This is a genomic window from Microcella putealis, from assembly GCF_004216575.1.
Taxonomy (GTDB): domain Bacteria; phylum Actinomycetota; class Actinomycetes; order Actinomycetales; family Microbacteriaceae; genus Microcella; species Microcella putealis.
In genome coordinates this window covers 1-24993 of sequence record NZ_SGWW01000003.1, presented here as the reverse complement: position 1 = coordinate 24993, position 24993 = coordinate 1, and the positions used below count along the sequence as shown (strand labels likewise).

General features: G+C 68.0%; 22 protein-coding genes. 14 read left to right on the top strand and 8 right to left on the bottom strand.

Translation table 11 applies throughout. From position 1 onward, the window contains the following. Window positions 1–8 precede the first annotated feature (8 nt). From EV141_RS07595 to EV141_RS07575, 5 genes are all read left to right on the top strand, one after another. Window positions 9–4046 carry an ExeM/NucH family extracellular endonuclease gene (locus EV141_RS07595; RefSeq protein WP_130485387.1) on the top strand — a complete coding sequence of 1346 codons (4038 nt, stop codon included), beginning with the start codon at window positions 9–11 and terminating at the stop codon, window positions 4044–4046. A gap of 154 nt (window positions 4047–4200) precedes the next feature. Then, window positions 4201–5136, top strand: coding sequence for a cysteine synthase A (gene cysK, locus EV141_RS07590; protein ID WP_130485386.1), 936 nt, complete (start codon window positions 4201–4203; stop codon window positions 5134–5136). After that, the gene (gene epsC, locus EV141_RS07585; protein ID WP_130485385.1) at window positions 5137–5700 is read left to right on the top strand and encodes a serine O-acetyltransferase EpsC; all 564 of its coding nucleotides are present in this window, start codon (window positions 5137–5139) and stop codon (window positions 5698–5700) included. It abuts the gene before it with no gap. Window positions 5701–5792: 92 nt separating this feature from the next. Next, complete coding sequence (gene recQ / locus EV141_RS07580) at window positions 5793–7793, top strand: DNA helicase RecQ (RefSeq protein ID WP_130485384.1); 2001 nt, start codon at window positions 5793–5795, stop codon at window positions 7791–7793. Continuing rightward, the gene (locus tag EV141_RS07575; protein ID WP_241969163.1) at window positions 7790–8365 is read left to right on the top strand and encodes a GNAT family N-acetyltransferase; all 576 of its coding nucleotides are present in this window, start codon (window positions 7790–7792) and stop codon (window positions 8363–8365) included. Before recQ ends, EV141_RS07575 begins: the two co-directional genes overlap by 4 nt. On the opposite strand, the gene trxA is transcribed toward EV141_RS07575, so the two are convergent. Continuing rightward, window positions 8366–8752: a thioredoxin gene (trxA, locus tag EV141_RS07570; protein WP_130485383.1), complete on the bottom strand. Its 387-nt coding sequence runs from the start codon at window positions 8750–8752 to the stop codon at window positions 8366–8368. 232 nt (window positions 8753–8984) lie between these two features. Between trxA and EV141_RS07565 the strand changes: the two genes are divergently transcribed. Beyond that, window positions 8985–11111, top strand: a complete 2127-nt coding sequence (locus EV141_RS07565) for an acyl-CoA dehydrogenase family protein (RefSeq protein WP_130485382.1) — start codon at window positions 8985–8987, stop codon at window positions 11109–11111. Window positions 11112–11187: 76 nt separating this feature from the next. Here EV141_RS07565 and EV141_RS12255 read toward each other — a convergent pair whose 3' ends face one another. The 3 genes from EV141_RS12255 to EV141_RS07555 form a co-directional block, all read right to left on the bottom strand. Then, window positions 11188–11334: a hypothetical protein gene (locus EV141_RS12255; protein ID WP_157985529.1), complete on the bottom strand. Its 147-nt coding sequence runs from the start codon at window positions 11332–11334 to the stop codon at window positions 11188–11190. Window positions 11335–11417: 83 nt separating this feature from the next. Next, on the bottom strand, window positions 11418–12155 hold the full coding sequence (locus EV141_RS07560) for an SDR family oxidoreductase (protein ID WP_130485381.1): 738 nt from the start codon (window positions 12153–12155) through the stop codon (window positions 11418–11420). A gap of 416 nt (window positions 12156–12571) precedes the next feature. Then, window positions 12572–12841, bottom strand: coding sequence for a glutaredoxin family protein (locus EV141_RS07555; protein ID WP_130485380.1), 270 nt, complete (start codon window positions 12839–12841; stop codon window positions 12572–12574). 76 nt (window positions 12842–12917) lie between these two features. Between EV141_RS07555 and EV141_RS07550 the strand changes: the two genes are divergently transcribed. Continuing rightward, complete coding sequence (locus tag EV141_RS07550; protein WP_311768262.1) at window positions 12918–13415, top strand: rhodanese-like domain-containing protein; 498 nt, start codon at window positions 12918–12920, stop codon at window positions 13413–13415. A gap of 41 nt (window positions 13416–13456) precedes the next feature. Here EV141_RS07550 and EV141_RS07545 read toward each other — a convergent pair whose 3' ends face one another. Both EV141_RS07545 and EV141_RS07540 read right to left on the bottom strand, forming a co-directional pair. Further along, window positions 13457–13990 carry a GNAT family N-acetyltransferase gene (locus EV141_RS07545; RefSeq protein WP_130485378.1) on the bottom strand — a complete coding sequence of 178 codons (534 nt, stop codon included), beginning with the start codon at window positions 13988–13990 and terminating at the stop codon, window positions 13457–13459. Between the two features lie 22 nt (window positions 13991–14012). Then, the gene (locus tag EV141_RS07540) at window positions 14013–14840 is read right to left on the bottom strand and encodes a DUF554 domain-containing protein (RefSeq protein ID WP_130485377.1); all 828 of its coding nucleotides are present in this window, start codon (window positions 14838–14840) and stop codon (window positions 14013–14015) included. 193 nt (window positions 14841–15033) lie between these two features. Here EV141_RS07540 and EV141_RS07535 point away from each other — a divergent pair, with 193 nt between their 5' ends. From EV141_RS07535 to EV141_RS07525, 3 genes are all read left to right on the top strand, one after another. Further along, window positions 15034–15819: a hypothetical protein gene (locus EV141_RS07535; protein WP_130485376.1), complete on the top strand. Its 786-nt coding sequence runs from the start codon at window positions 15034–15036 to the stop codon at window positions 15817–15819. An 82-nt stretch (window positions 15820–15901) separates the two neighbouring features. Continuing rightward, complete coding sequence (locus tag EV141_RS07530) at window positions 15902–16261, top strand: cupin domain-containing protein (protein ID WP_157985528.1); 360 nt, start codon at window positions 15902–15904, stop codon at window positions 16259–16261. Next, entirely contained in the window at window positions 16258–16572 is a 315-nt protein-coding gene (locus tag EV141_RS07525) for a TetR/AcrR family transcriptional regulator (RefSeq protein ID WP_130485374.1), read from the top strand. The genes EV141_RS07530 and EV141_RS07525 overlap by 4 nt, the downstream gene beginning before the upstream one ends. An 83-nt stretch (window positions 16573–16655) precedes the next feature. Here EV141_RS07525 and EV141_RS07520 read toward each other — a convergent pair whose 3' ends face one another. Next, the gene (locus tag EV141_RS07520) at window positions 16656–17429 is read right to left on the bottom strand and encodes a Fic family protein (RefSeq protein ID WP_277871062.1); all 774 of its coding nucleotides are present in this window, start codon (window positions 17427–17429) and stop codon (window positions 16656–16658) included. Here EV141_RS07520 and EV141_RS07515 point away from each other — a divergent pair. The 4 genes from EV141_RS07515 (at window position 17364) to EV141_RS07495 (ending at window position 23791) form a co-directional block, all read left to right on the top strand. Beyond that, entirely contained in the window at window positions 17364–17921 is a 558-nt protein-coding gene (locus EV141_RS07515; protein WP_311768263.1) for a PDDEXK nuclease domain-containing protein, read from the top strand. The genes EV141_RS07520 and EV141_RS07515 overlap by 66 nt on opposite strands. A gap of 421 nt (window positions 17922–18342) precedes the next feature. Then, window positions 18343–20154, top strand: coding sequence for an SLC13 family permease (locus EV141_RS07505; RefSeq protein ID WP_028495562.1), 1812 nt, complete (start codon window positions 18343–18345; stop codon window positions 20152–20154). A gap of 447 nt (window positions 20155–20601) precedes the next feature. Beyond that, window positions 20602–23388, top strand: a complete 2787-nt coding sequence (locus tag EV141_RS07500; protein ID WP_130485373.1) for a cation-translocating P-type ATPase — start codon at window positions 20602–20604, stop codon at window positions 23386–23388. Between the two features lie 139 nt (window positions 23389–23527). Then, on the top strand, window positions 23528–23791 hold the full coding sequence (locus EV141_RS07495; protein WP_028495563.1) for a hypothetical protein: 264 nt from the start codon (window positions 23528–23530) through the stop codon (window positions 23789–23791). Window positions 23792–23981: 190 nt separating this feature from the next. Here the strand turns inward: EV141_RS07495 and EV141_RS07490 are convergent, their stop codons facing one another. Beyond that, the gene (locus EV141_RS07490; protein WP_028495564.1) at window positions 23982–24821 is read right to left on the bottom strand and encodes a universal stress protein; all 840 of its coding nucleotides are present in this window, start codon (window positions 24819–24821) and stop codon (window positions 23982–23984) included. Window positions 24822–24993: the final 172 nt, after the last annotated feature.

Here is a 24993-nt window from a genome sequence, read left to right as displayed (position 1 = left end):
CCCAACCGATGAATCACCTCACACCCTTCCGCCGGCGTACAGCGCCGACCAGGGCGGTCGCTGTTTGCACCGCCCTCGCGGTGGGCCTCGGGTTCAGCACTGTCGCTGTCACCCCGGCCGTCGCGAACACCACCATTACGCCCATCTCCGCCGTGCAGGGCACGGGCGCGACGACGCCGCTTGACGGCCAGACGGTCACCGTGCGCGGCGTCGTCACGGCTGACTACCGCGGCGTCAGCGGCTACAACGGCATCGTCGTTCAAGAGCAGGGTTCGGGCGGCGACACCGACGCCACGCCCGGCGCATCCGACGGCATCTTCATCTTCCTCGGCAGCACCCACAACCCCGGCGTCGCCATCGGCGACCTCGTCGAGGTGACGGGCCGGGCTGGCGAGAACTTCGGGCAGACCCAGCTCACGGCGACCGCCGCGGGCACGGTGACCCTCGTCGAGGCGCAGGTGGGGCTCCCGGCTCCGACGCCGCTGCCCGCCGACGTCATCGGCACCGACCGTGAGCAGTTCGAAAACATGCTCGTCGCCCCCACCGGCGACTACCTCATCGGCTCCACTCACCAGCTCTTCAACTTCGGCACGCTGTGGCTCTCCCCCGGTGACGAGCTCGTCAAGAGCACCGAGCAGGTGCGCCCCGGCCCCGAGGCCGACGCGATTGCGGCCGAGAACCGCGCGTCGCGCATCCTGCTCGACGACGGGTACAACATCCAGATCTCGAACAGCCGGCACCCGGGCGACCAGCCGTACCTGCGCGCCGACGAGATCGTGCGCAACGGTGACAAGGTCGTGTTCCCCGAGGCCGGCATGGTGCTGCAGTGGGGCTTCGACGACTGGCGTCTGCAGCCCCAGGTGCCGATCTCGACCGAGGGGCCTGCGGGCTACGGCGTCGGCTTCGAGTCGCGCAATCCGCGCCCCGAGACCGCGCCCGAGACGGGTGGCGACCTCCGTGTTGCCGCGTTCAACGTGCTCAACTACTTCACGACCCTGACGACGCAGAACAGTGACGCGCGAGGGGCGCGCGATGCCGCCGCGTTCGAGCGCCAAGAGGCGAAGATCGTTGCGGCGATCACCGCTCTCGGCGCCGACGTCGTCGGCCTGCAAGAGATCGAGAACTCGGTTGCCCTCGGCGAGCAGCCCGACGAGGCGGTTGCCACGCTGGTTGCCGCTCTCAACGAGGTCGACGGCGCGGGCACCTGGGCCTACGTTCCGTCGGCCCCCGAGCTGAACGACGCCTCGATCGTCGACGTCATCACCAACGCGATCATCTACAAGCCGGCCTCGGTCGAGCTGGTGGGCGACATGATCACGCAGATCGACGAGACCGTGTGGTTCAACGCCCGAGAGCCGCTCGGCGCCACCTTCGACAAAGACGGCTACCGCTTCACGGTCGTCGCGAACCACTTCAAGTCGAAGAGCGGTTCGGGCACCGAGCCCGCCGACGGCCAGGGCTTCTTCAACACCGACCGCGTGGCGCAGGCCAAGGGTCTGGCGGCGCTGACCGACGAGATCGAGGCTGACCCCGAGCGGGGCGAGAACATCCTGCTGCTCGGCGACTTCAACGCCTACAGCCAGGAAGACCCGATCGCCACCCTCGGCGAGGCCGGCTTCACGAGCCTCGTTGACGACCGCACCGACGGTCAGTACACCTACACGTTCAACGGCGAGCTCGGCTCGCTCGACCACGTGCTGGCGAGCGACGCGATTGCGGCGAACGTCACCGGTGTCGGCGTCTGGAACATCAACGCCGCCGAGTGGGGCGACCGCCAGTACAACTTCGGCGCGACCGACGGCTCGTCCGTCTACCGCTCGAGCGACCACGACCCGGTCGTCGTGGGCCTGTCGGCCCAGGCGCAGCCGGTCGACATCGACATCGTCACGATCAACGACTTCCACGGCCGCCTCGAGGCGGGCTCGGGCGTCGGTGGCGCTGCGGTGCTCGGTGGCTTCGTGAACCAGGTGCGTGCCGAGAACCCGAACACGCTGTTCGTCTCGGCGGGCGACAACATCGGCGCCTCGACCTTCACGTCGTTCATCCAGCAGGACAAGCCGACGATCGACGTGCTGAACGCGATGGACCTCGACGTGACGGCCATCGGTAACCACGAGTTCGACCTGGGTCGCAGCGACCTTGACGACCGCGTGATCCCTGCGTCGAACTTCCCGTACCTCGGGGCGAACATCTACGACCGTGAGACTGGCGAGCCCGCGTACGACGAGTACTGGGTGACCGAGGTTGACGGCGTCGACGTGGGCTTCATCGGCGCGATCACCGAGTCGATGCCGTCGCTCGTGACTCCGGCGGGCATCGCCTCGCTCGAGTTCGGCGACATGACCGAGGCGGTCAACCGCGTGGCCGGTCAGTTGCAGGACGGCGACGCTGCTAACGGTGAGGCCGACGTCATCATCGTGCTCGTGCACGAGGGTGCCGCCACGACCGACATCGCCACGGCGACCGACGACTCCGACTTCGGAGACCTCGTCACCGGTACCGCGGGCTCGGTCGACGCCATCGTCTCGTCGCACACGCACCGCGTCTACGACCACGAGATCCCGGTTGACGGCAGCGACCTGCCGCTGATCGTGACCCAGAACGGCGAGTACAGCTCGCACGTGGGCCGCTTCAGCCTGAGCGTCGACCCCACCACGGGTGAGCTGCTCGACATCGCCGCCGACGTGCTGCCGCTGCCGGGTGCAGCCCAGCCCGACCCGGCGATCGCGCAGATCGTGGCGGATGCTGTGGCCTTCGCCAACGAGGCGGGCTCGGTCAGCCTCGGCGAGATCACCGGCGACGTGCGTCGCGCGGTTCAGGCGAACGGCACCGAGAACCGCGGTGGCGCGTCGCTGCTCGGCAACCTGGTCGCCGACGCTCAGCTCTGGGCGACGCGCGACCTCGGCACCGAGGTGGCGCTCATGAACCCGGGTGGTCTGCGTGCCGACCTCGTGTTCGCGGGCACCGGCGCGACCGATCCCGATGGCAACGTCACGTTCCGTGAGGCCGCCAGCGTGCAGCCCTTCGCGAACAGCCTCTTTACCATGACCCTGACCGGCGCCCAGCTGCGTCAGGTGCTGGAAGAGCAGTGGCAGCCGGCCGGCTCGTCGCGTCCGTTCCTGAAGCTCGGCATCTCGGAGGGGCTCGACTACACGTACGACCCGAGCCTCGCCGCCGGTGAGCGCATCGGCACGATCACGCTGAACGGCGAGACCGTGACCGACGACCAGCAGATCCGCATCGTCACGAACTCGTTCCTCTCGACCGGTGGAGACAACTTCTTCACCTTCGCGCAGGGCACGAACCGTGCCGACTCGGGCCGCATCGACCTGCAGGCCTTCGTCGACTACTTCGCCGAGTTCTCGCCCGTCACGGCCAGCGCCGCCGACCGCTCGATTGGCGTCTCGCCGTCGATCGCGGGCAGCACCCTGACCCCGGGTGACACGGTCGAGCTGCAGCTCAGCTCGCTGCTCTACTCGAACGGTGGCGACCGGGATGCGACGGTCACCGTCAGCATCGGAGGCGAGGTTCTCGCCGAGGCCGCCATCGACGCGACCATCGTTGATGGCACCGACGAGCAGGGCCGCGCGACGGTCTCGTTCACGGTGCCCGAGGGTGTCGAGGGCGCGACGGATGTCGTGATTGCGGTTGCCGACAACGGCACCGAGGTCAGCATCCCCGTCACGATCGAGGCGGCCGAGCCGCTGCCGACGATTGAGGTGAAGAAGCAGCCGAAGCTCGTGGGTTCGGCAGTGGTCGGCAAGACGCTCCGCGTTGACGACGGCCGCTACAGCGTGCGCGGTGTCGAGGTCGAGTACCAGTGGCTGCGTAACGGTCAGCCCATCGAGGGTGCGACCGGTGACAGCTACCGGGTGACCTCGGCCGACCGCCTCGCGGAACTCTCGGTCGAGTTGACGGTGACCGCTGACGGCTACGAGACGCTCACGGTCACGACCGACGAGCGTCGCGTGCCGCCGGCCATCCCGGGCGCCCCGAAGTGGGTCAACGGGCTGATCAGCCTCATCACTGCGCTGATCTTCTGGTAACCGGCACGAGCATCCGCTCATGAATGCGGGGGCGGCGGGGAATACCCGTCGCCCCCGTTTCGTTGTCTCCGCCGGATGCGCGCCCGGCGTTTTCTGCGCCCGCGCCCCTACGCTTGTCCCCGACCGATCCGCGAACTACGTACCGAGGAGCACCATGGCCCGCGTCTACGACGACATCACCCAGGTCTTCGGCAACACCCCGCTCGTGAAGCTGAACGCCGTCACCGACGGCGCGGCGGCGACCGTGTTGGCGAAGCTCGAGTTCTACAACCCGTCTGCCAGCGTGAAAGACCGCCTCGGTGTCGCGATCATCGACGCCGCCGTGAAGAGCGGCGAGCTGAAGCCGGGCGGCACCATCGTCGAGGGCACGAGCGGCAACACCGGCATCGCGCTCGCCATGATTGGCGCGGCCCGCGGCTACAAGGTGATCCTCACCATGCCCGAGACGATGAGCGAAGAGCGCAAGATGCTGCTGAAGGCCTACGGCGCCGAGCTGGTGCTCACGCCGGGTGCCGAGGGCATGAAGGGCGCCGTCGGAAAGGCTCAAGAGATCGTCGAAAGCACGCCGGGCGCTGTGCTCGCCCGCCAGTTCGAGAACGAGGCGAACGCCGAGATTCACCGTGCCACCACCGGCCCCGAGGTGTGGAACGACACTGACGGCGCCGTCGACATCTTCGTCTCGGGCATCGGCACCGGCGGAACCCTGACCGGCACCGGCCAGTACTTGAAGGGCCAGAAGGCCGACGTGAAGGTTGTCGGCGTTGAGCCGGAGGAGAGCCCCATTCTCAACGGCGGCAACCCCGGCCCGCACAAGATCGCCGGCATCGGCGCCAACTTCGTGCCCGCCGTGCTCGACCGCGAGGTCTACGACGAGATCGTCGACGTCAACATCACGCAGGCCGTCTCGATGGCCCGTCGCATGGCTGCCGAAGAGGGCATCCTCGCCGGCATCTCGTCGGGTGCGACCGTGCACGCCGCCGTTGAGCTCGCGAAGCGCCCCGAGAACGCCGGCAAGACGATCGTCGTGATCGTCGCCAGCTACGGCGAGCGCTACCTCTCGAGCGTCTTGTACGAAGACCTGCGGGCGTAGATGCCTCTGCGGGAAGACATCGCGAACGCGCGGCGGCGAGATCCCGCCGCGCGTTCCGCGTTCGAGGTGTTTCTCACCTCGAGCGGCTTGCACGCCATCTGGTGGTATCGCCTGGCGAACCGCCTGTGGCGAGCCCGACTGTTCTTGCTGGGTCGCCTCGTGTCGCAGTTCGCCCGCTGGCTGACGGGCATTGAGATTCACCCCGGCGCCACGATCGGGCGCCGATTCTTCATCGACCACGGCATGGGCGTCGTGATCGGTGAAACGGCCGAGATCGGCGACGACGTCATGCTCTACCACGGCGTCACGCTGGGCGGTCGAACCCTCGAGAAGGGCAAGCGTCACCCGACGATCGGCAACAACGTGCTGATCGGGGCCAACGCGACGGTGCTCGGCCCGATCACGATCGGCGACGACTCGCAGGTGGGGGCGCTCGCGCTCGTCGCGCGCGACGTTCCGCCGAATCACGTGGCGACCGGCATTCCCGCGGTGGCGAAGCCGCGCGGCGCGAACGCCGCGGCCGGCGCCGACGGATTCTGGATCGACCCGGCCATCCACATTTAGGCCGTCGTCCCCACCCGGCCGCGCGGGCGCATCCGTTCACCGGGGTGGGCGCTCGCGGCATACGCGTCGGCGGTGCCCGTTAGCCTGGGTCGGTGAATCCGACCACCGCTCCCGCCGCCCAGCAGGTGCTCGAGCAGGTCTTCGGGTATCCCGCGTTCCGCGGCGAGCAGCAGCAGATCATCGACCATGTGGTCGCCGGCGGCGACGCGCTCGTGCTGATGCCGACCGGTGGGGGCAAGAGCCTCTGCTACCAGATTCCGGCGCTCGTGCGCCGCGGCGTCGGCGTCGTCATTTCGCCGCTGATCGCGCTCATGAAAGACCAGGTGGATGCCTTGGGCGCGGTCGGCGTGCGCGCCGCGTTCCTGAATTCCACGCAATCGCCTGACGAGCGTCGCGCCGTCGAGCAGGCGCTCGCTGCGGGCGAGGTCGACCTGCTGTACCTCGCGCCCGAGCGCGTCACGGTGCCGGCGACGGTCGAGCTGCTCTCGCGGCTCGACATCGCGCTGTTCGCGATCGACGAGGCGCACTGTGTGTCGCAGTGGGGGCACGACTTCCGGCCCGACTACCTGGCGCTGTCGATGCTGCACGAGCGCTGGCCGCAGGTGCCGCGCATCGCGTTGACCGCCACCGCGACGGCCGAGACGGCGCGCGAGATCGCGATGCGCCTCGAGCTGGGCCAGGCCCGCCACTTCGTCGCGAGCTTCGACCGACCCAACATTCAGTACCGCATCGAGCCGAAGAACCAGCCCCTGCAGCAGTTGCTGCGGCTGATCCGCACCGAGCACCCGGGCGACGCGGGCATCGTGTACTGCCTGTCGCGGGCGAGCGTCGAGAAGACCGCTCAGCAGCTGGCCGACCACGGCATCGCGGCTTTGCCGTACCACGCGGGCCTCGACGCCTCGGTGCGCGCGAACCACCAGTCGCGGTTCTTGCGTGAAGACGGCATTGTCATGGTCGCGACGATCGCCTTCGGCATGGGCATCGACAAGCCCGACGTGCGCTTCGTCGCCCACCTTGACCTGCCGAAGAGCGTCGAGGGCTACTACCAAGAGACGGGCCGCGCCGGTCGTGACGGGCTGCCGTCGACGGCCTGGCTTGCCTATGGCCTGCAAGACGTCGTGCAGCAGCGCCAGCTGATCGAGCGCGGCGACGGAGACCCGGCGCACAAGCGCCGCCAGTCGCAGCTGCTCGACGCGATGCTCGCCCTCTGCGAGACGGTCGAGTGCCGCCGCGCGCAGCTGCTCGACTACTTCGGTCAGCAGCTGCCCGGGGGTCGCTGCGGCAATTGCGACACGTGCCTGGCCCCGCCTGAGGCGATCGACGGCACGGTGCCGGCGCAGAAGTTCTTGTCGACGATCGTGCGGCTTGAGCGCGAGCGCGGCCAGAGCTACGGCGCCGGCCACCTCATCGACATCCTCACCGGCAAGCAGACGCCGCGGGTGCAGCAGCAGCGCCACCATGAGCTGTCGACCTTTGGCCTCGGCACCGAGTTTGGCGAGCAAGAGTGGCGCGGCGTCGTGCGCCAGCTGCTCGCCCAGGGCCTCATCGCCGTGCGCGGCGAGTACGGCGTACTCGGCATCACCGAGGCGAGCGCGGCGGTGCTGCGCGGCGAGCGCGAGGTGCGCCTTCGTAAGGATGCTCCGCGCGCCTCCTCGAGTTCGGGTTCGCGGTCGAAGCGCTCGGCCCCCGCTGATTTGCCGGCGGAGGCGGGCGGTCTCTTCGAGCGGCTGCGCGCCTGGCGCGCGTCGACCGCGCGCGAGGCCGGAGTGCCCGCCTACATCGTGTTCGGCGACGCGACCCTGCGGGGTATTGCGCTGACGGTGCCGTCGTCGCTCGACGAGCTGGCGCAGATCAGCGGAGTCGGCCAGAAGAAGCTCGAGCAGTTCGGCGAAGCGGTGCTCGCGGTGGTTCGCGGCGACGAGCCCCCGGCCGTCGAGGTGTCGACCCCGAGCGACCCGGCGGCGCTGTCGGCGCGGTTACGTACCGCGCGCGGGGCCGCACGCTCCGGTCCGCCGGTCGCAGCGGCTGAACCGCCGCCCTACTTTGACGAGCCGCCGCCGGACGACGAGCCTCCGCCTCCGGAGGAGTGGTGAGCGAGGCGCTGCACGCCGAGCCGAGCCCTGAGCTCGCTGGCTCCGCAGGCGACCGCTCGCGGCTTCGGGCGTGGCGCGATAGCGACCGGGCGCCCTTCGCGGCGATGAACGCCAACCCCGAGGTGATGCGGTTCTTCCCGTCGCTGCGGTCTCGGGCTGAAAGTGACGCGTTCGTTGACCACATCGTGGCGCAGCATCGGGCCGACGGCTGGGGCCTGTGGGCGGTCGAGGTCGAGGGCCGCTTCGCCGGCTACGTCGGTCTCGCACGGGCGACGTTTGCGGCGCCGTTCACTCCGGCGGTCGAGATCGGCTGGCGTCTCGACGCGTGGGCGTGGGGGCGCGGTGCCGCATCGGCGGCCGCCCGCCGCGTGTTGGACGCCGCGCCCGGGTTCGGCATCGACGAGGTGCTGTCGTTCACGGCAGCGCTCAACCTGCCGTCGATTGCGGTGATGGAGCGCATCGGAATGGTGCGTGATCCCGCGGGCGACTTCGAGCATCCGAACGTCGCCGACGGGCACCCACTGCGCCCGCACGTGCTGTACCGCTGGCGCCCACGCGAAGGGCGCGTCTGATTACTGCGCGGCGCCCTGCTCGGCCTGCGCCTGCTGCTCCGCAACCTGCTTGCGTACGTCATCCATGTCGAGGTCCTTCACCGCGGTGATGACCTGCTCGAGCGCGGGGGCCGGCAGCGCGCCGGGCTGCGCGAAGACGAGAATGCCGTCGCGGAACGCCATGAGCGTCGGGATCGAGCGGATGTTCGCGGCCGCCGCGATCGCCTGCTGGTCTTCCGTGTCGACCTTGCCGAAGGTCACGTCGGGGTGGGCTTCGCTTGCCGCCTCGTACACGGGCGCGAACGCCTTGCAGGGGCCGCACCAGTCGGCCCAGAAGTCGACGAGGGTGATGCCGTCTTTCGTGACGGTCTGCTCAAAGTCGGCGGTGGTCAGGTCGATGGTTGCCATAACAACCATCCTGACACAGCCACAGAGATACCCCAAGGGGTATCCATAATCAGAGATGGCCCACTAAGCGATCGCCCAGCTATGTGCCGATCCCTACAAGCGTGACGGTGTGCATCCGGCCCTATTCGTGCCCCGACCACCACGCACGAGCGCGCGAGAGAAACGCGACCTACCGTCGAAGAACCGACGTGCCCCACACCTGGCGGCACCCGACGTGCGAACGGAACCGACGATGACGCAGCTCACCGACAGCACCACCCGCCCCGCGACCCCGGCCGACGACGCGGCCGCCGCCAGCGCCGCCGACATTGCGCCCGCCACGGGCGAGGTGAATCTGCCGCTGGCCATCGACGTCGCCGCGCTCGGCGAGCAGCTGCTCGGCCAGTGGGCGTACGCCCGCAAGCACGCCCGCGAGTTGATGACGCGCCCCGAGTTTCAGCGCGACCCCGATCTGGGTAAAGACGCGCACCGCGAGCGCGTTCTCGGCCAGCTGCACAAGCTCGTCGAGGCAGGCTCGGTGCACCGCGCATTCCCGAAGTCGGTCGGCGGCGACGAAGACAACGGCGGCAACATCGCGAGCTTCGAAGAGCTCGTTCTCGGCGACCCCAGCATGCAGATCAAGGCCGGCGTGCAGTGGGGCCTGTTCGCGGCCGCGATTCAGCACCTCGGCACCGACGAGCACCACGCGAAGTGGCTGCCCGACGCCCTCGACATGACGACCCCCGGCGCGTTCGCGATGACCGAAACCGGCCACGGCTCTGACGTTGCCGCCGCGGGAACCACCGCCACGTATGACGAGGCCACCGACGAGTGGGTCATCCACACCCCGTTCCGCGCGGCGTGGAAGGACTACCTCGGCAACGCCGCCCTGCACGCGAAGGCCGCCGTCGTCTTCGCGCAGCTCATCACCCGCGGCGTCAACCACGGCGTACACGCGATCTACGTTCCGATTCGCGACGAGAACGGCGACTTCCTGCCCGGCATCGGCGGCGAGGACGACGGGCTGAAGGGTGGCCTCAACGGCATCGACAATGGTCGCCTGCACTTCACGAACGTGCGTGTTCCGCGCACCAACCTGCTGAACCGCTACGGCTCGGTCGACGAGAACGGCGTCTACAGCTCGCCGATCGAGAGCCCCGGCCGTCGCTTCTTCACCATGCTCGGCACGCTCGTGCAGGGCCGCATCTCACTCGACGGCGCCTGCACCGTCGCCAGCAAGCTCGCGCTGACGATCGCCATTCGCTACGGCACCGAGCGCCGCCAGTTCGCCGGCGGCGAGGGCGAGGAGGTCGTGCTGATGGACTACCAGCGCCACCAGCGCCGCCTCCTGCCGCGCCTCGCCCAGACCTACGCGATGTCGTTCGCCCACGAGGTGTTCCTCGAGAAGTTCGACGCCGTGTTCTCAGGTCGTGACGACACAGACGAGTCGCGCCAAGACCTCGAGACCCTTGCCGCGGCCCTCAAGCCGCTCAGCACGTGGGCGGCGCTCGACATCATTCAAGAGGCGCGCGAGGCGTGCGGCGGCCAGGGCTTCCTCGCCGAGAACCGCCTCGTGCAGATGCGCGCCGACCTCGACGTCTACGCGACCTTCGAGGGCGACAACAACGTGCTGCTGCAACTCGTCGCCAAGCGCCTGCTCACCGACTACTCGAAGAAGTTCGCCAAGGCTGACGCCGGGGCGCTCGCCGGCTACGTCGCCGACCAGGTCGGCGACCGCGCCTTCAACAAGTCCGGCCTGCGACGTCTCGCTCAGAATGTCGCCGACTTCGGCTCGACCGCCCGCTCGGTCGGCTACGTGCGCGACACCGAGTCGCAGCGCCAGCTTCTGACCGACCGCGTCGAGACGATGGTCGCCGAGCTCGCCGGTCGCCTGCGCGGCGCGTCGAAGATGGGCAAGCGCGAGGCCGCCGAACTGTTCAACCGCCACCAGAACGAGCTGATCGAGGCTGCCCGTGCCCACGGTGAGCTGCTGCAGTGGGAGGCCTTCACCGAAGCGCTCGACCACGTCGAGCACGCCGGCACGAAGACCGTGCTCACGTGGCTGCGCGACCTGTTCGGCTTCACGCTGATTGAGAAGAACCTCGCCTGGTACCTGATGCATGGCCGCCTCTCGGCGCACCGCGCGCAGGCGATCACCGACTACATCGACGGCCGCCTGCTGCCGCGCCTGCGCCCGCACGCGCGGTCGCTGACCGACGCGTTCCTTCTTGAGGATGCGCACATCCGTGCCGAGATCGCCACCGGTGTCGAGGCCCAGCGTCAGGAGGAAGCGGCGGCGCACTACGCCGAGCTGCGCTCGCGCGGTCTGACGCCGATCGACGAAAAAGACCTGCTGGCCGGCAAGAAGTCGCGCCGCTGAGTCGGATGTCACGACGACACGACAACGGCCCGCCCCCCTGGGGTGCGGGCCGTTGTCGTTGTGACGGCGGGAGTCGCTAGTGCTTGGCGGCGCGACTGACGGCGTCAGAGTTTTGGCTGCGCTCGTTCGCGGCCTTCTTGTCGGCCTTCGCGACGCGCTTCTCTTTCAGCGTCTTCGATGCGGCCGTCTTGCCTGAGCTTTTGCGTACAGACTTTTCACCCATGTGGGCTCTCCTTACCGAGAGCCGAGGTGACCCTGTAGGGCTGAGCGTACGCCCCCGGAGTCATCCGCGCCCGCGAGACGGCGTTACTGCGGTGGCTGGAGCGCCGCCCCGACGGTCGCGCCGCCGTCGATGACGAACTCGGTGCCGGTCGTGTACGTCGCGTCGGCGGCGATGAACAGGGCCATCGCGGCGACCTCTTCGGGCAGGCCGAAGCGCGGGATCGCCTGCTGCGCCGTCATCTCGTCGCCGAAGCCGTCGGTCATCGGCGTCTTGATCGGGCCGGGGTGAATCGACACGACGCGGATGCCGTGCTGCCCGAGGTCGAGCGCCGCCGACTTGGTGAGCCCGCGCACGCCCCACTTGCTGGCGACGTACGCCGAGAGGTTCGAGTAGCCCTGAAGGCCCGCGGTGGAGGAGATGTTGATGATGACGCCGCCGCCGGCGGACGTCATGGATTCGACGACGGCGCGCATCCCGAAGAAGGTGCCGGTGAGGTTGATGCCGATGACGCGGTTCCACTCGTCGGTCGAGGCGGTCGCGATCGGGCTGAAGCCGACGATGCCGGCGTTGTTGATGAGCACGCCGATCGGGCCGACGTTCGCGTGCACGTCGGCGACGACGCTCGCCCAGGCGTTTTCGTCGGTGACGTCGAGGTGGTGGTAGGTGCCGCCGATCTCGTCGGCGAGGGCGTGGCCCTCATCGTCGAGCACGTCGGTGATGACGACCTTCGCGCCCTCTGATGCCATCAGGCGCGCGTGTGCGGCGCCCATTCCGCGTGATCCGCCCGTGATGAGGGCGACTTTTCCGTCGAGCTTTCCCATGATTCCTCCTTGGATCGGTGGGTGAGGTGTGCTCGACCGTACTCGCGCACGCGAACGACCCGCCAGGGCCTTTCGGCCCTCTGACGGGTCGTGTGGTGCCGGTGGCTGCGCCTAGAGCCCACCGGCCGCGGAGGGCGGGCGGTGGGTGCGCGGTGTGTGTGGGGAGGGGCAGGGCGGGGAGCGTGCCCGGCGTGAGTAGGGCGGGGCAGCGTGACCGGCGTGAGCTGCCCCTTGTGGTGCCCTCGTGCGACCGAGTGTGACCACGACGGGCAACTCACTACGCCGGCGGCTCGCTTCTGCGCTGAATGGTCAGTTGTGGGGCGTTTCGGCCGATGAGGCCCCCACAACTGACTATTCGCGGCCCAGCGCCCAGCGCCCAGCGCCTAACGCGCTCGACGCTGGCCCGCGCTTCGCGCTTAGAGCGCGCCGAGCGCTTCGAGCTTCGCCTTGAGGTCGGCGTCGCTCGGCTCGACCTGGAAGCTGCCGTCGGGGAAGTGCACGACGGGAATGTTCATGCGCCCGCTGATCGATTTCGCCGTCTCGGCGGCCTCAGCGCTCTGCTCAACGTCGACCTTCACCCAGTCGACGCCGAGCTGGTTCAGCAGGGCCTCGCTGCGGCGGCAGTCGCGGCACCAGTCGGCGCCGTACATGGTCACGCGGGCAGGGTTCTCGACAGTGTTCGTCATGCCTGGTGCAACGCACGGATGCGCGTGGCTGTTCCCGGCGTCGCGAACGCGCCGCGCGCATCCGTACGATGACGCTGTGACCGACACCACCGCATCCACGACCGCGACCGACAGCCGCGCGCGCAGCGCGCTCGGCGAGTTTGCCGACGCGGCGGCCATCGCGCAGCACTTCGCCCGCAAGCTGTCGTTCGAGACGGACCCTTCCGACGTGGCGGCGGCGCTCGAGGCGGGCGAACGCTTCCACTTCATTGACGTGCGCTCGCGCGAGGCGTGGGATCAGGGGCACGCGGCGGCGGCCCGGCACATTCCGCGGGCGGAGTTGGCGGCGCAGCTCGACACGCTCGACCCCGCGCTGCCGATCGTCGTGTACTGCTGGGGGCCCGCCTGCAACGGCGGATCGAAGGCCGCACAGCTGTTGGCAAGCCTCGGCCGCCCGGTGAAAGAGATGCTCGGCGGCTTCGAGTACTGGGCGCGCGAGGGGCTGCCCGTCGAGGGCGCCAACGGCCCAATTCACCGCGCGGCCGACCCCCTCACGGCACCGGTGTCGGGCGGCGCGATCAGCTTCGACTGCTGAGGCACGCGGGGTTCTGACGGGCGGCCGTCGTCAGCGTTATGTCACGGCAGGGGCTTCGATAGCTCGAGCTCGGGGCCGATCGGGCCCGTGAACTCGACGCCTGTCGGGGTGAAGCCGGCGTGGGTGTACGCCGCGCGGGCGCGGGCGTTGTCGCGGTGCACGTCGAGGGTGAGCGCCTCGGCTCCATGCTCGGCGGCCCACGAGGCGACCGCCTCGAAGAGGAGGTCGACGATGCGGCGGCCGCGAGCATCCGGGGTGACATAGACGCCGACGATGTCGATGCGGTCGCGCGTGACGGGGCGGCCGAGATGGTCGACCTGGCCAACGATGCGACGCAGCGCCGTCGCGGTGCCGAGCCACGCATCCTCGTCAGTGACGGCGACGAATTGGGCTGAGTCGTCGCCGGCTGCGTTGGTGGCCGCGCGCTCGCGCCAGAACTCGTCGGAATGGGCGCGCTCGTCGTCGGCGCTTGAGAGAAACGCAATCGGGGCGGCGGGGTCGGAGACGGCCTCGAGTCGAAAGTCGCGCACGCGGGGCCACTCATCGGGTCGGATGCGTCGAACGGTGGTGGGCATCAGCCCACGGTAGTCGCGCGGGCTACGCCGTACCGAGCAGCGTGCCCACCAGCACGGTGAGCAGAGGTGCGGCAATCAGCGCGGGCAGCAGGTCACCGACGGCGATCGCGCGGACGTTCATGATGCGGATGCCGACGGCGAGCAGCAGTACGCCGCCGGTGGCGGTGAGCGAGGCGATGGCGGCGGCCGACATCACCGTGCCGAGGGTGGCGGCGAGCACGGTCAACAGCCCCTGCCACAGGCCGACCGGCAGGGCCGACAGGGCGACGCCCCAGCCGAGGGTCGCCGCGAACGCGATCGACGCGAAGCCGTCGAGCACCGACTTGAGGGCGAGCTGGTCGATGCCCTGGCCGGTGCCGTCGCTGAACGCTCCGAGGATCGCGAGCGGGCCGATGCAGAACACGAGCGAGGCGTTGACGAAGCCGGTGATGAACTGGGCGCGCTTCGCCGCGTGTTGGGCGGCGGCCGCGTCAATGGCGGCGGTGTCGGGGTCTGCGCCATCAAGGCCGACGGCGGGGGCGGGCGCCGGCAGCGCCCGCGAGACGCGGCCCTGCAGCCAGCCGCCGAACTGCTCGAGTCGGTCTTCGATGCGCAGGGCCGAGCCGGTGATGCCGCCGATGAGCAGTGCGCCCAGCACGACGAGCAGCGTGCCGCCCGGCGTGACCGTCGCCACGTAGTCGGGGTCAGAGAGAGCGGCCAGGTTGAGCCCGCCGATGACCAGCACGACGAGGCCGAGCACGTCGGTGACGAGGCGGTTCGTGCGCTCGGGCAGCCGGTGCCCGATGAGCCTGCCGGCGGCGGCACCCACCACGATGGCGACGACGTTGATGAGAGTGCCGAGACCGATCACGGGGGCCAGTCTCGCACCTCTGGCGCGCCGCGCTTCACGGTGGCAGACTGGGCGCGCCCGAGCCGGGCGCCCACAATCGAACGGCCCTGTCACGACGCTGGTCGCGCATCCGCGTTGTCATCTTTTCGATGCGGCGGCCGGTGGCCGCCCGATGATGCGGGATGCGCGTGGCGCCCCGCGAAGGAGGTGCGCCGTGACCGATTCCCGGCGTTTTGACGAGCTGTCTGACGAGCTGGCGCGCGGAGTGCGCGACAACCCCGAGCTGGTGGGTCTTGCCCTCATGGGGTCGGCGAGTGAGGCCGGTCGGCACCGGCGCGACGAGTGGAGCGACCACGACTTTTTCGCGATCGCGGCCGATGGTGCGGGGCCGCGGGTGCGGGCGGATCTGTCGTGGCTGCCGCGGCAAGAAGACATCGTGCTCGCGCTGCCCGAGGGGGGCGCGGGTGTGGTCGTGCTGTACGACGACGGCCACCTGCTCGAGTTCGCCGCCGCGCACCCCGCAGAGCTCGAGGGCGCGCTCGCGGGTCTCACGACCGTGACCGTTGATGATGAGGCGGGCACCGTCGCGACACTGATTGACGAGTCGCAGGCGCGGGCCGCCGCGAGCATCGCGATCGACCCGGCGCTCGAGGTGGGCCTTGCGCTTATCAAGCTGCGCATTGGCGTGGGTCGCGACCGCCGCGGCGAGGTGGTCAGCGGCGGTCTGTTCGTGCGCACCTGGGCGGTGCAGCACCTGGTGCGGGCGTTGCGCGGCCGACTGCTCGACCCCGATGAGCCGTTGCGCGACATCCTCGAGCCGACCCGGCGCCTCGAGCGTGTGCTGCCCGGGCCGGCCGCGGCGCTCGCCGAGGCGGTCGCGCAGCCGGTCGAGCCGGCGGCGCGGGCCCTGTTCGCGCTGATGCGCCGCGAGCTTGAGCCGGGGTGGCCCGAGTTTCCGAGCCGCGCGGCCGACGTGATCGCCGCCCGCTTCGGTTGGTGAGCGGGCAGCAGCGAACCGTGCTGTCTCAGGCGGAATGCACGACGATAGGGGTGACCGAATCTGCTTCACAGAAGGGCTTCCCATGGCTATCGTCTGCCGCACTGGCGCGGTGACCCGCGCCGATCAGACCCACACTCCGCTTGAGCTGCCGCTGGCCGACCCGCTTGGCGCCGACATTGCGACCACCTACCTGGAGGTGTTCTCGGGCAAGGCCGCCTCTCTCGACGTCGGCATCTGGGAGACCGACCCCGGCCGCTCCCGGTGGGATTTCACCGACAGCGGCGAAGTCATCTACGTGATCTCGGGTCGCATGACGGTCACCGAGGATGGCAAGGAGCCGCAGCACATCGAGCCGGGCGACCTCGTGGTCTTTCCCGTCGGCTGGGCCGGCTTCTGGGAGGTCACCGAGCCGCTCAAGAAGGTCTACGTCATCTTCGAATGACGACCAGAGCATCGCCGTCGGTGGGCGGTGTCGAGGAAAAGCGTGAGCTGATTCTCGTCGCCGCCTTCCGGGTGCTCGGAGAAAAGGGCTACGCCGGCACGCGCCTGCGCGACGTGGGCGATCGGGCGGGTGTCTCGGTCGGCCTGATTCAGCACTATTTCGATTCGCACGAGAACCTGCTCGCGCCGGCGATGCTGCACGCCGCCGTGCCGAGCTTCGACGATCAGGCGAGACTGTGGCTCGAGTCGTCGAACATGGTGATGCAGTACCCGCACCTGTCGCCGCTGTTGCAGAGCGTCTACGCCACGTGACACGGCCACCTGCGCGCCGCCATTACGGCGGTGCTCGAGCGCCGCGCCCTGACGCTGGCCCCGGCGCTCGTGCGGCCGGCGCCTCAGTAGGACATTGGTGCCTCGACGATTTCAAAAATGGCCGCTGAAAACCACAACTCACGGCCGCCCCGGCCTCGGGTTCCGAGGCTTGTCAGCCATCCCCGCCCCTCGGCGTTCTTGATGAGATTCCGAGCGCCCTGATTCGTGAGTTCAAGTTGCTGCTCGATGGACTTGACGGTGACGAACGGGTTACGAGCGATGAGATCCACGAGGCGGGGCAGGTTCGATCGCTCCTGAATCGCCTGAGCGTGGTACTCCTCGCGAATCCGCACGAGCGCTCGTGATCGCTTTACTGCATCGTCTGCTTGGGCGCGCACGGCGCCGAGGAAGAACGTCAGCCACTCGGCAATCTCTGCGCGCTCGCGAACCGCTTGCAGGCGGTCGTAATACTCGTCGCGGTGCGATTCGAAGTAATTCGATAGGTACAGGAGAGGGAGCGATAGGCGCCCCCGCTCCATCAGGAGAAGGTTGATGAGAAGTCGTCCGATGCGCCCGTTGCCATCCAGGAAAGGGTGGATCGTCTCGAATTGGTAGTGCATGAGAGCGGCTTGCACCAGTGCGGGCATCGATGAGCCGTCCGCGTTGACGAAGTTCTCCCAGTCGGAGTAGTGCCCCTTAGCGTGGTGTAGCCCTCTTTTGCCCGGACCGGGCCAGGACCTACCGAGATTGCGCAACAGCCTGTTGCGCAATTGCCGTAGGGCAACATCACCGTGCTCCTGGACAAGCTCCTCGGTCCCGAACTGCGGGACTGGTACGCCGGCCAAACCCTGACGCACGGATGGACCGGTGCCACGCTCGAGCACCCCATCAAGACCACCGCTCACCTGCGGTTCGGCGGGGCGCCGACGAACTTCGATCGCATCCTGGACCCGGGTGCGTCCGAGCTCGCGCAGCAGATCACGAAGGATCCGTACGTCTTCGACTTCCTTCGCATCGAGCCGGGCCACGCGGAGCGGGAACTCGAGCAGGCGCTGGTGGAACGCGCCATAAAGACCCTCGGAGAGTTGGGCAGCGGATTCAGCTTCGTCGGCTGGCAGGTCCCGTTCGACGTGGACGGCGATGAGTTCTTCGTCGACCTGCTGTTCTTCCATCTCGAACAGCTGCGCTACGTCGTAGTGGAGCTCAAGGCAGGTAAGTTCGAGCCGGAGTATGCCGGCCAGCTCGGCTCCTATGTGGAGCTTGTGGAGGGACAGCGACCCAGATCGCATTTGCTTCTGCCAGAACCGCCAGGACGCCAACCTAGAAGGCAGCCCGCCAACGCCGATTAGTCGCCCAGCGAGCAATGGTCCGAGCGTGTAGCCGAGGCTCTTCCACGACCCATAGCGACCGAAGTAGCGCCCCGTGCGACCAGCGCCGGCCAGGCGGGCAACCGTGGCAGACGACGCTGGCGAGAACGCTGCGGTGGCGGCGCCCTGCCCCCAGTCGTGCAACCGCCAGCATGATGGTGTTGTCAGCGCCAAGCCCGAACGGCGACAGTCCCGCAAACGCGAGGAGACCGCCGACGATCACGGGTTTGGCCCCGATCCGATCCGACAGGGATCCGAACAGCGGCTTCAGCAGGAGTTCGGCGACGTCTTACAGCGCCAGGATGTCCATCACCCGTGCGGCGGCGTTGGTACGGTAGCCGAATCATCATCGCCAGCCGAAGGTGGGTACGCTTCAGGAGTCTCCTGAGGGAGGGAGGACGGCGTGAACCTGGAGCTGGCGGTGGTCCTCGCACTTCTGATCGCGGCGATCGTGATGTTCGCGATCGGCCGGCCGCGCATGGATGTGGTTGCGCTATTGATGATCGTCGCGCTGCCGTTGACCGGCATTCTCTCCGTCCCGGAGACTCTCGCGGGTTTCGCCGATCCGAACGTCGTGCTGATCGCCGCGCTCTTTGTCGTGGGTGAGGGGCTCTCCCGCACGGGGGTCACGTACCGGCTCGGGGATTGGCTGGCGCGTACGGCGGGTGCGAGTGCGACGCGGGTGATCGTGCTGCTCATGCTCTGCGTCGCGCTGCTCGGCGCGGTGATGAGCTCGACGGGCGTCGTCGCGATCTTCATTCCGGTCGCGTTGAGCGTGGCATCCCGAACGGGCATCTCGGTCAGGCAGCTGTTGATGCCGATCAGCTTCGCCGGTCTCATCAGTGGCATGCTTACGCTGATCGCCACGACGCCGAACCTAGTGATCGACGCTGAGCTGCGGCGGCACGGTCTGAGCGGTTTCGGCTTCTTCGCCCCCACCCCGTTCGGGCTTGTCATCCTCGCCCTGGGCATCGGCTACATGCTGGTCGCTCGTCGGTTCCTCGGCGCGGAGGCGATCGCGGATGCCGGTTCGCGCACCTCCTTCGGGAGCCTGATCCTCGACTACGGTGTGGACGCCCGCACCCGCCGATATCGAATCAATGCAGGATCGCCGCTGATCGGCCAACGACTGGCGGATGCCGAGTTCGGCGGCGGCGCGATGGTCGGAGTCCTGGTGCTCGAGCGCACCCGCCTTTGGCGTAAGACCGTACGCACCTCCGACGACGACACGATCCTCACGGAGGGCGACATCGTGGTGGTGGACCTGGAGGTGCCCAGCGCGGAGAGACGTCGTCTCCGGCTCGAAGAGCTGGCATTGACACCCGACTTCTTCGAATCGTACTCACGTCAGGTGGGTATGGCCGAGGTCATGATCGCGCCAGACTCGTCCGCGCGCGGCCTCAGCGTGCGGAGCATCCGGTTCCGGGAGAAGCACGATCTCGTCGTGCTTGGCGTCCGTCATCGGCGCGAGGCCGCCGGGCCGGCATTCCCCGTGATCCGCCTCGCCGCCGGCGACACACTGCTCGTCGCCGGCGGCTGGGATTCCATCCACCGGCTCCAGGCGCAGCGCCAGGATTTCATCATGCTCGACCTCCCGGCCGAAGTGAAGGAAGTGGCCCCCGCCGCCAACCAGGCCCCCTTTGCGATCGGCGCGGTGCTCGTGATGGTTGCGCTGATGATGACAGGCATCGTCCCCAACGTGATCGCCGCGCTCATCGCGTGCCTGCTGATGGGGCTCTTCCGCTGTGTCAACATGCCCAGCGCCTACCGATCGATCCACTGGCCGACGATCCTGCTCATCGTCGGAATGCTGCCGTTCGCGCTCGCCCTTCAGCGCACCGGCGGCGTGGACCTCGTCGTCGATGGCCTGCTCGGCGGGCTCGGCGACGCGAACCCGACGATCCTGCTTGGCGGCGTCTTCGTGCTGACCGCCGTCATCGGGCTCTTCGTGTCGAACACTGCGACGGCCGTGCTGATGGGTCCGATTGCGATCGGCATCGCAACACAGCTGGGGGTCTCGCCCTATCCGTTCGCGATGGTTGTCGCTCTGGCGGCTTCCGCCGCGTTCATGACACCCGTGTCTTCGCCGGTGAACACCCTCGTGGTCGAACCCGGCCGCTACAGCTTTCTCGACTTCTTCAAAGTCGGAGCACCCTTCACCATCGTCGTCCTCCTCGTCAGCGTGTTCATGGTGCCCCTCGTCCTCCCCTTCTGACCGACACCACGCGCCCGCCGAGGAGTGCACCCCGTCACGGTTTCACCCGCCAAAAAAGTGACGCCGCCCAACGACGGGTTCAGCGACTTCACTTCTCAACCTCGCGCAAGGATGACGGCGTTCCGAGCTGGCGGCGCGCGAGACCGGATCGAAGTGCGTATGCACTCGGGAAGCCCGCAACGCCGGATTCAGAGCGCTGGCGACGACCTCGTTGCACTCCAGCACGCTTCTTTGCGTGACGCACCGAATTGCCTCTGACGGACGCATTGTGATTATCGAAACGGGTGTCTACAATCAGAGGATTGCAATCGCGTCGGCGGCGCACAGGTCACAAAGCAAAAATGAGCTGGAGGCCGACAGCAGTGCAGTCGCTCGCTCACTGCGGTAGCGCAGCGTGCGCTGGACGGGCGATCATGCGTAACCGCACCCTGCCAAGGAGCACGCCAGATGAATATTTCTGAGACCGACCGCTCCCGCGCCGAGGCGCCCGCAGCGTCCTGGGCCATCACTGGGGGGGAGGTGTTGCGCGCTGTCGCTAGCGGGCCAGAAGGCCTGACGGAAGGCGAGTCCGAATCCCGTCTCGCGCGCGACGGTCGCAACGAATTGCCGACTCCGCCCGAGCCGTCCGTCTTCAAGCGTCTGCTGGCCCACTACGCTGACGTTTTGATCTACATCCTCATCGTGGCGGCCGTGCTGAAGGCGATTAGGGGTGACTGGGTCGACTTCACCGTGATCGCTGTTGTGATCGTGGCTACTGGGCTGATCGGCTTCATCCAGGAAGGTCGTGCGGCGTCGGCGCTCGCGGGATTGCGCAAGATGCAGTCGTTGAGCGCGCAGGTACGGCGCGACGGGACCTGGGGAGTGGTCGACTCCGCGACCATCGTCGTCGGTGACGTCGTCCGCGTTCGTAGCGGCGACCGGGTGCCGGCGGACGTCCGGCTGTTAACCTCCGGGCGGCTGCAGATCGACGAGTCTGCGTTGACAGGCGAGTCGGTGGCCGCCGACAAGAGCGATGAGATCGTGGCTGCGGATGCGGGCATCGGGGACCGAACGTCGATGCTCTTCTCAGGGACGATCGTCACGGCGGGCAACGGCGAGGGCGTGGTGGTGGCTACGGGGCGGGACACTGAGATCGGCCGTATCTCGGTGCTCGTGTCCGAGCAGGACCAGATGGACACCCCGCTCGCCCGACAGCTCGCCCACCTGGGTAAGCAGCTGTCGATCCTCATCGGCGTGCTCGCCGTTGTCATGTTGCTCATCGGCTGGTTCGTGCACGGCCTGGATGTTGATGAGCTCATCTCGGCGGCCATCGGGTTCGCCGTGGCTGCGGTGCCAGAGGGACTGCCCGCCCTGGTGACGATCACGCTAGCGCTCGGCGTGCAGCAGATGGCTAAACGCCACGCAATCACACGCAAGATGGAGGCGGTTGAGACCCTCGGCTCCACGACGACCATCTGCTCTGACAAGACTGGGACGCTCACTCAGAACGAGATGACCGCCCGGACGGTCGTCACGGCAGTAAGCACATACACAGTCGAGGGCACCGGCTATGACCCCGTGGGTCGGGTCGTCAACTCCGACGGCCAGACCGCCGACCTCGCCGTCCACCCCGACCTCTCCGATCTCGTGCTGGCCGCCGGTCTCACCAACGACGCCCATGTCGAACAGACGGAAGACCGCTGGCGGGTTGTCGGCGTGCCGACCGAGGGAGCCCTCGACGTCCTGGCGGCGAAAGCCGGCGCAGCCACCGGCGCCGTGACCCGCGTCGGCGCGGTGCCGTTCGAGTCAACCCACAAGTTCGCAGCCACCCTCGACGAGCTCCCGACCGGCTCAACCCCCGACGGCGTGACCCGATTCGTCCACGTGGTCGGCGCCCCGGACCGCCTTCTCGACCGAGCCGACACCGAGCGCTCTGCCGACGGCGGCACCGCACCGCTCAACCGGGCGGCGTGGGAGGAGCGGATCGACGCACTCTCGGCCAAAGGACTGCGCGTGCTGGCCGCAGCCACACGCCCGGCCGACGGTGTCGACAATATCGTGCTGGGCGACCTCGATGGCGGCCTGACTTTCCTCGGCATCATCGGCATCGTCGACCCACCACGCCCCGAGGCAACTGCGGCGATCGCCGAGGCCCACGCTGCAGGTATCCGCGTGAAGATGATCACCGGCGACCACCGCGGGACTGCGACGGCGATCGCCCGTGAGCTGGGCATCGCCCCAGCGGAGGGCGAAGTTCTCGCCCTGACCGGCGCCGACCTCCAAGCGATGGACGACGACGAACTCCGCCGGGTCGTACGTGACGTGGACGTTTACGCTCGTACCTCCCCGGAGCACAAGCTGCGGATCGTGCGCGCCCTGCAGTCTCACGGCGAGGTCGTCGCCATGACCGGCGACGGCGTCAACGACGCCCCTTCGATCACGCTCGCGGACGTTGGCGTGGCCATGGGCATCAAGGGAACCGAAGCGACCAAGGAAGCGGCGGACATCGTTCTCGCCGACGACAACTTCGCGACTATCGAAGGCGCTGTCGAGGAAGGCCGGCGGATCTATGACAACATCCGCAAGTCCGTAGTCTTCCTGTTGCCAACCAACGGTGCGCAGGCCCTTGTGATCATCGCTGCGGTCCTGGCGGGGATTGCTCTGCCGCTTTCCCCGGTGCAAATCCTTTGGATCAACTTGGTCACCGCGCTCACGTTGTCGTTGACCTTGGCGAGAGAGCCCGCAGAGCCAGGCATCATGCGGCGCATGCCGCGCTCAGCGACGGAGCAGGTCCTGTCGTCGCGGGCGATCGCCGTCGTCCTCACCGCCTCGGTCGTCATCGGCGTCGCGACCTTCGTCGTTTACCTTCTCGAGCGCGACCGCACCGGCGATTACGCCGTGGCGCAGACGTCCGCAGTCCTGATGCTCGCCCTCGGCCAGCTCGCTTTCCTTTTGAACTGCCGTCTGCTCAACGGTTCCGCGTTCACTGTTCGGGTACTTACCGGGAACCGCAACCTGTGGATCTCGGCCGGCCTGCTGATGGCTCTGCAGATCATGTTCACCTACGCGCCGTTCATGAACGACTGGTTCGACTCAACCCCCATCGGTTTCCACAGTTGGGCACTGACAGCTGGCCTGGCCGTCGGCGTTTTCGTGGTGATGGAAGGTGCCAAGGCCGTCATCCGACGGATTGCAAACCGCACGCCGCGAGAGCAGGGAGCACTGCCCGCAGGAAACGCGACGCATCGGGCTTGACGCTAAGCCTGTATCCACCGGTCGACGTGAGATTCTGACGGCTCGTCAAACCGAGAACGCTCATCTGATCAGGTGCAATAGGACTTGTCTAGAGCTCACTTAGGCTGCTCAGCAGCTCTGGACGTCATAGCCTGAACCCATGCGCGCAACTTTGATTGATGAGCGGGATGTCACGGAGGAGATCCATGACGCGGTGTTCCGCGTGTGGGGCCATCTGAATGGCGATGGCGCGGTCGCAGTGTATGAGATGGAGGGCGCCAGCCTGGTTGAGACTATCGACTGGGCGCGCGCGAACTTTCGTGAGGCCTGGTCCCTTTCAGCCGACATCCGCGGGTCGGACCGAGTCACAGCGGTGTGGCTTGTGGGCTCTGACCCGTCCGACCGCGCGGACCGTTCTGTCTAGATCGTTCTCCAGATTAGGTAGTTGTCACAACACACCGACAGCCGATCAGGTGGGTCCGAATGAGACCGTCACCCTGGTCTCCACTCAGGTTGTCACAGACAGCGTGACCACCTCTTCTTGGCAAGGCTGCGCAAGCCGCCGTGACGGCTCGCGCGCCTCGAGCACCTCGCCATCTCGTTTGCGATCCCGCTCATCGCACGACGATGGTGGTTGTCGCGAGCCGGGCGAGAACCTGTTCACTGGTGGAGCCGAGGAGGAACCGTGCCATCGCCCCGCGGCGGTGCGATCCGACTATGGTGAGGCGCGCGTGCGCCGCGACACGGTTGATGAGGAGGGCCGGTTCGCCCCGTTCAACGACCAGTTCCAGTCCCAAGTCCGGGTACTTCGAGGGAAGCCCACCAACAGAGCCGGCTAGCGTTTCCGCGGCCATGCGGTGCATGATGCCCAGGTAGTCGTCGGGGTAGGACCTGAGACCGAGAGGTACCGTGACTGGCGACCAAGCGCTGACGGCGGTGAGCACCTCTGCGGACCGGTCCGCCTCGGCGGCGGCGAACGCGATGGCGGCCTCGGACACATCTGCTCCGTCGATGCCGACGACGACCCCGGTTCTGCCAGTCAGGTCCAGGTCGGGTACGACGGCGACCGGACAGTGTGCACCGGCGGTGATGCGGATCCCGTGCGGGCCGCGCGCTGGCCCGGTCTCTGGGCCGCGGTAGTCGCTTCCGATGACCAGCAGAGCAGCTCCCTTGGAGGCGTCGATGAGCTGTTCCACCGGTTTGCCCCGCCCGATCCGCGTCTCGACGGGCACGCCGTGCGCTCGGACGCGCTCAGCCTCCCGATCGAGAAGGCTTCGTGTGAGCTGGAGGGCCTCCTCGATGACTGGTCCCTCCCCGCGGACACCTTTCGCGCGGCCGATGATCGATACCAGCTCGAGCCGGTCACCACGCGCTGCAGCTCTCTCCACGGCCCAGTCCACGGCCCGACGAGACGCAGACGCATCCGTCACACCGACAACCAACTTCTCATTCATGTTGCACTCCTTCTCATCGAACGGGTTCTCAGCCCTGCGTCAACGGCAGATCGGCCCGACGCCGCATCCTCCGTCACGAGTGGAGTCCCGCATAGTGGTGTAACGCTCGGTGGTCGCCGGCGTCGTTGCTGACGTAAACGCGGTCACCGTGTGATCCTTCGAGAAGCCTCTT

Coding starts and splice junctions, on each gene's coding strand:
- EV141_RS07595 (WP_130485387.1), top strand. CDS start 9: ATGAATCACCTCACACCCTTCCGCCGGCGTACAGCGCCGACCAGGGCG.
- cysK (WP_130485386.1), top strand. CDS start 4,201: ATGGCCCGCGTCTACGACGACATCACCCAGGTCTTCGGCAACACCCCG.
- epsC (WP_130485385.1), top strand. CDS start 5,137: ATGCCTCTGCGGGAAGACATCGCGAACGCGCGGCGGCGAGATCCCGCC.
- trxA (WP_130485383.1), bottom strand. CDS start 8,752: ATGGCAACCATCGACCTGACCACCGCCGACTTTGAGCAGACCGTCACG.
- EV141_RS07565 (WP_130485382.1), top strand. CDS start 8,985: ATGACGCAGCTCACCGACAGCACCACCCGCCCCGCGACCCCGGCCGAC.
- EV141_RS12255 (WP_157985529.1), bottom strand. CDS start 11,334: ATGGGTGAAAAGTCTGTACGCAAAAGCTCAGGCAAGACGGCCGCATCG.
- EV141_RS07560 (WP_130485381.1), bottom strand. CDS start 12,155: ATGGGAAAGCTCGACGGAAAAGTCGCCCTCATCACGGGCGGATCACGC.
- EV141_RS07555 (WP_130485380.1), bottom strand. CDS start 12,841: ATGACGAACACTGTCGAGAACCCTGCCCGCGTGACCATGTACGGCGCC.
- EV141_RS07545 (WP_130485378.1), bottom strand. CDS start 13,990: ATGCCCACCACCGTTCGACGCATCCGACCCGATGAGTGGCCCCGCGTG.
- EV141_RS07530 (WP_157985528.1), top strand. CDS start 15,902: ATGGCTATCGTCTGCCGCACTGGCGCGGTGACCCGCGCCGATCAGACC.
- EV141_RS07525 (WP_130485374.1), top strand. CDS start 16,258: ATGACGACCAGAGCATCGCCGTCGGTGGGCGGTGTCGAGGAAAAGCGT.
- EV141_RS07500 (WP_130485373.1), top strand. CDS start 20,602: ATGAATATTTCTGAGACCGACCGCTCCCGCGCCGAGGCGCCCGCAGCG.
- EV141_RS07495 (WP_028495563.1), top strand. CDS start 23,528: ATGCGCGCAACTTTGATTGATGAGCGGGATGTCACGGAGGAGATCCAT.
- EV141_RS07490 (WP_028495564.1), bottom strand. CDS start 24,821: ATGAATGAGAAGTTGGTTGTCGGTGTGACGGATGCGTCTGCGTCTCGT.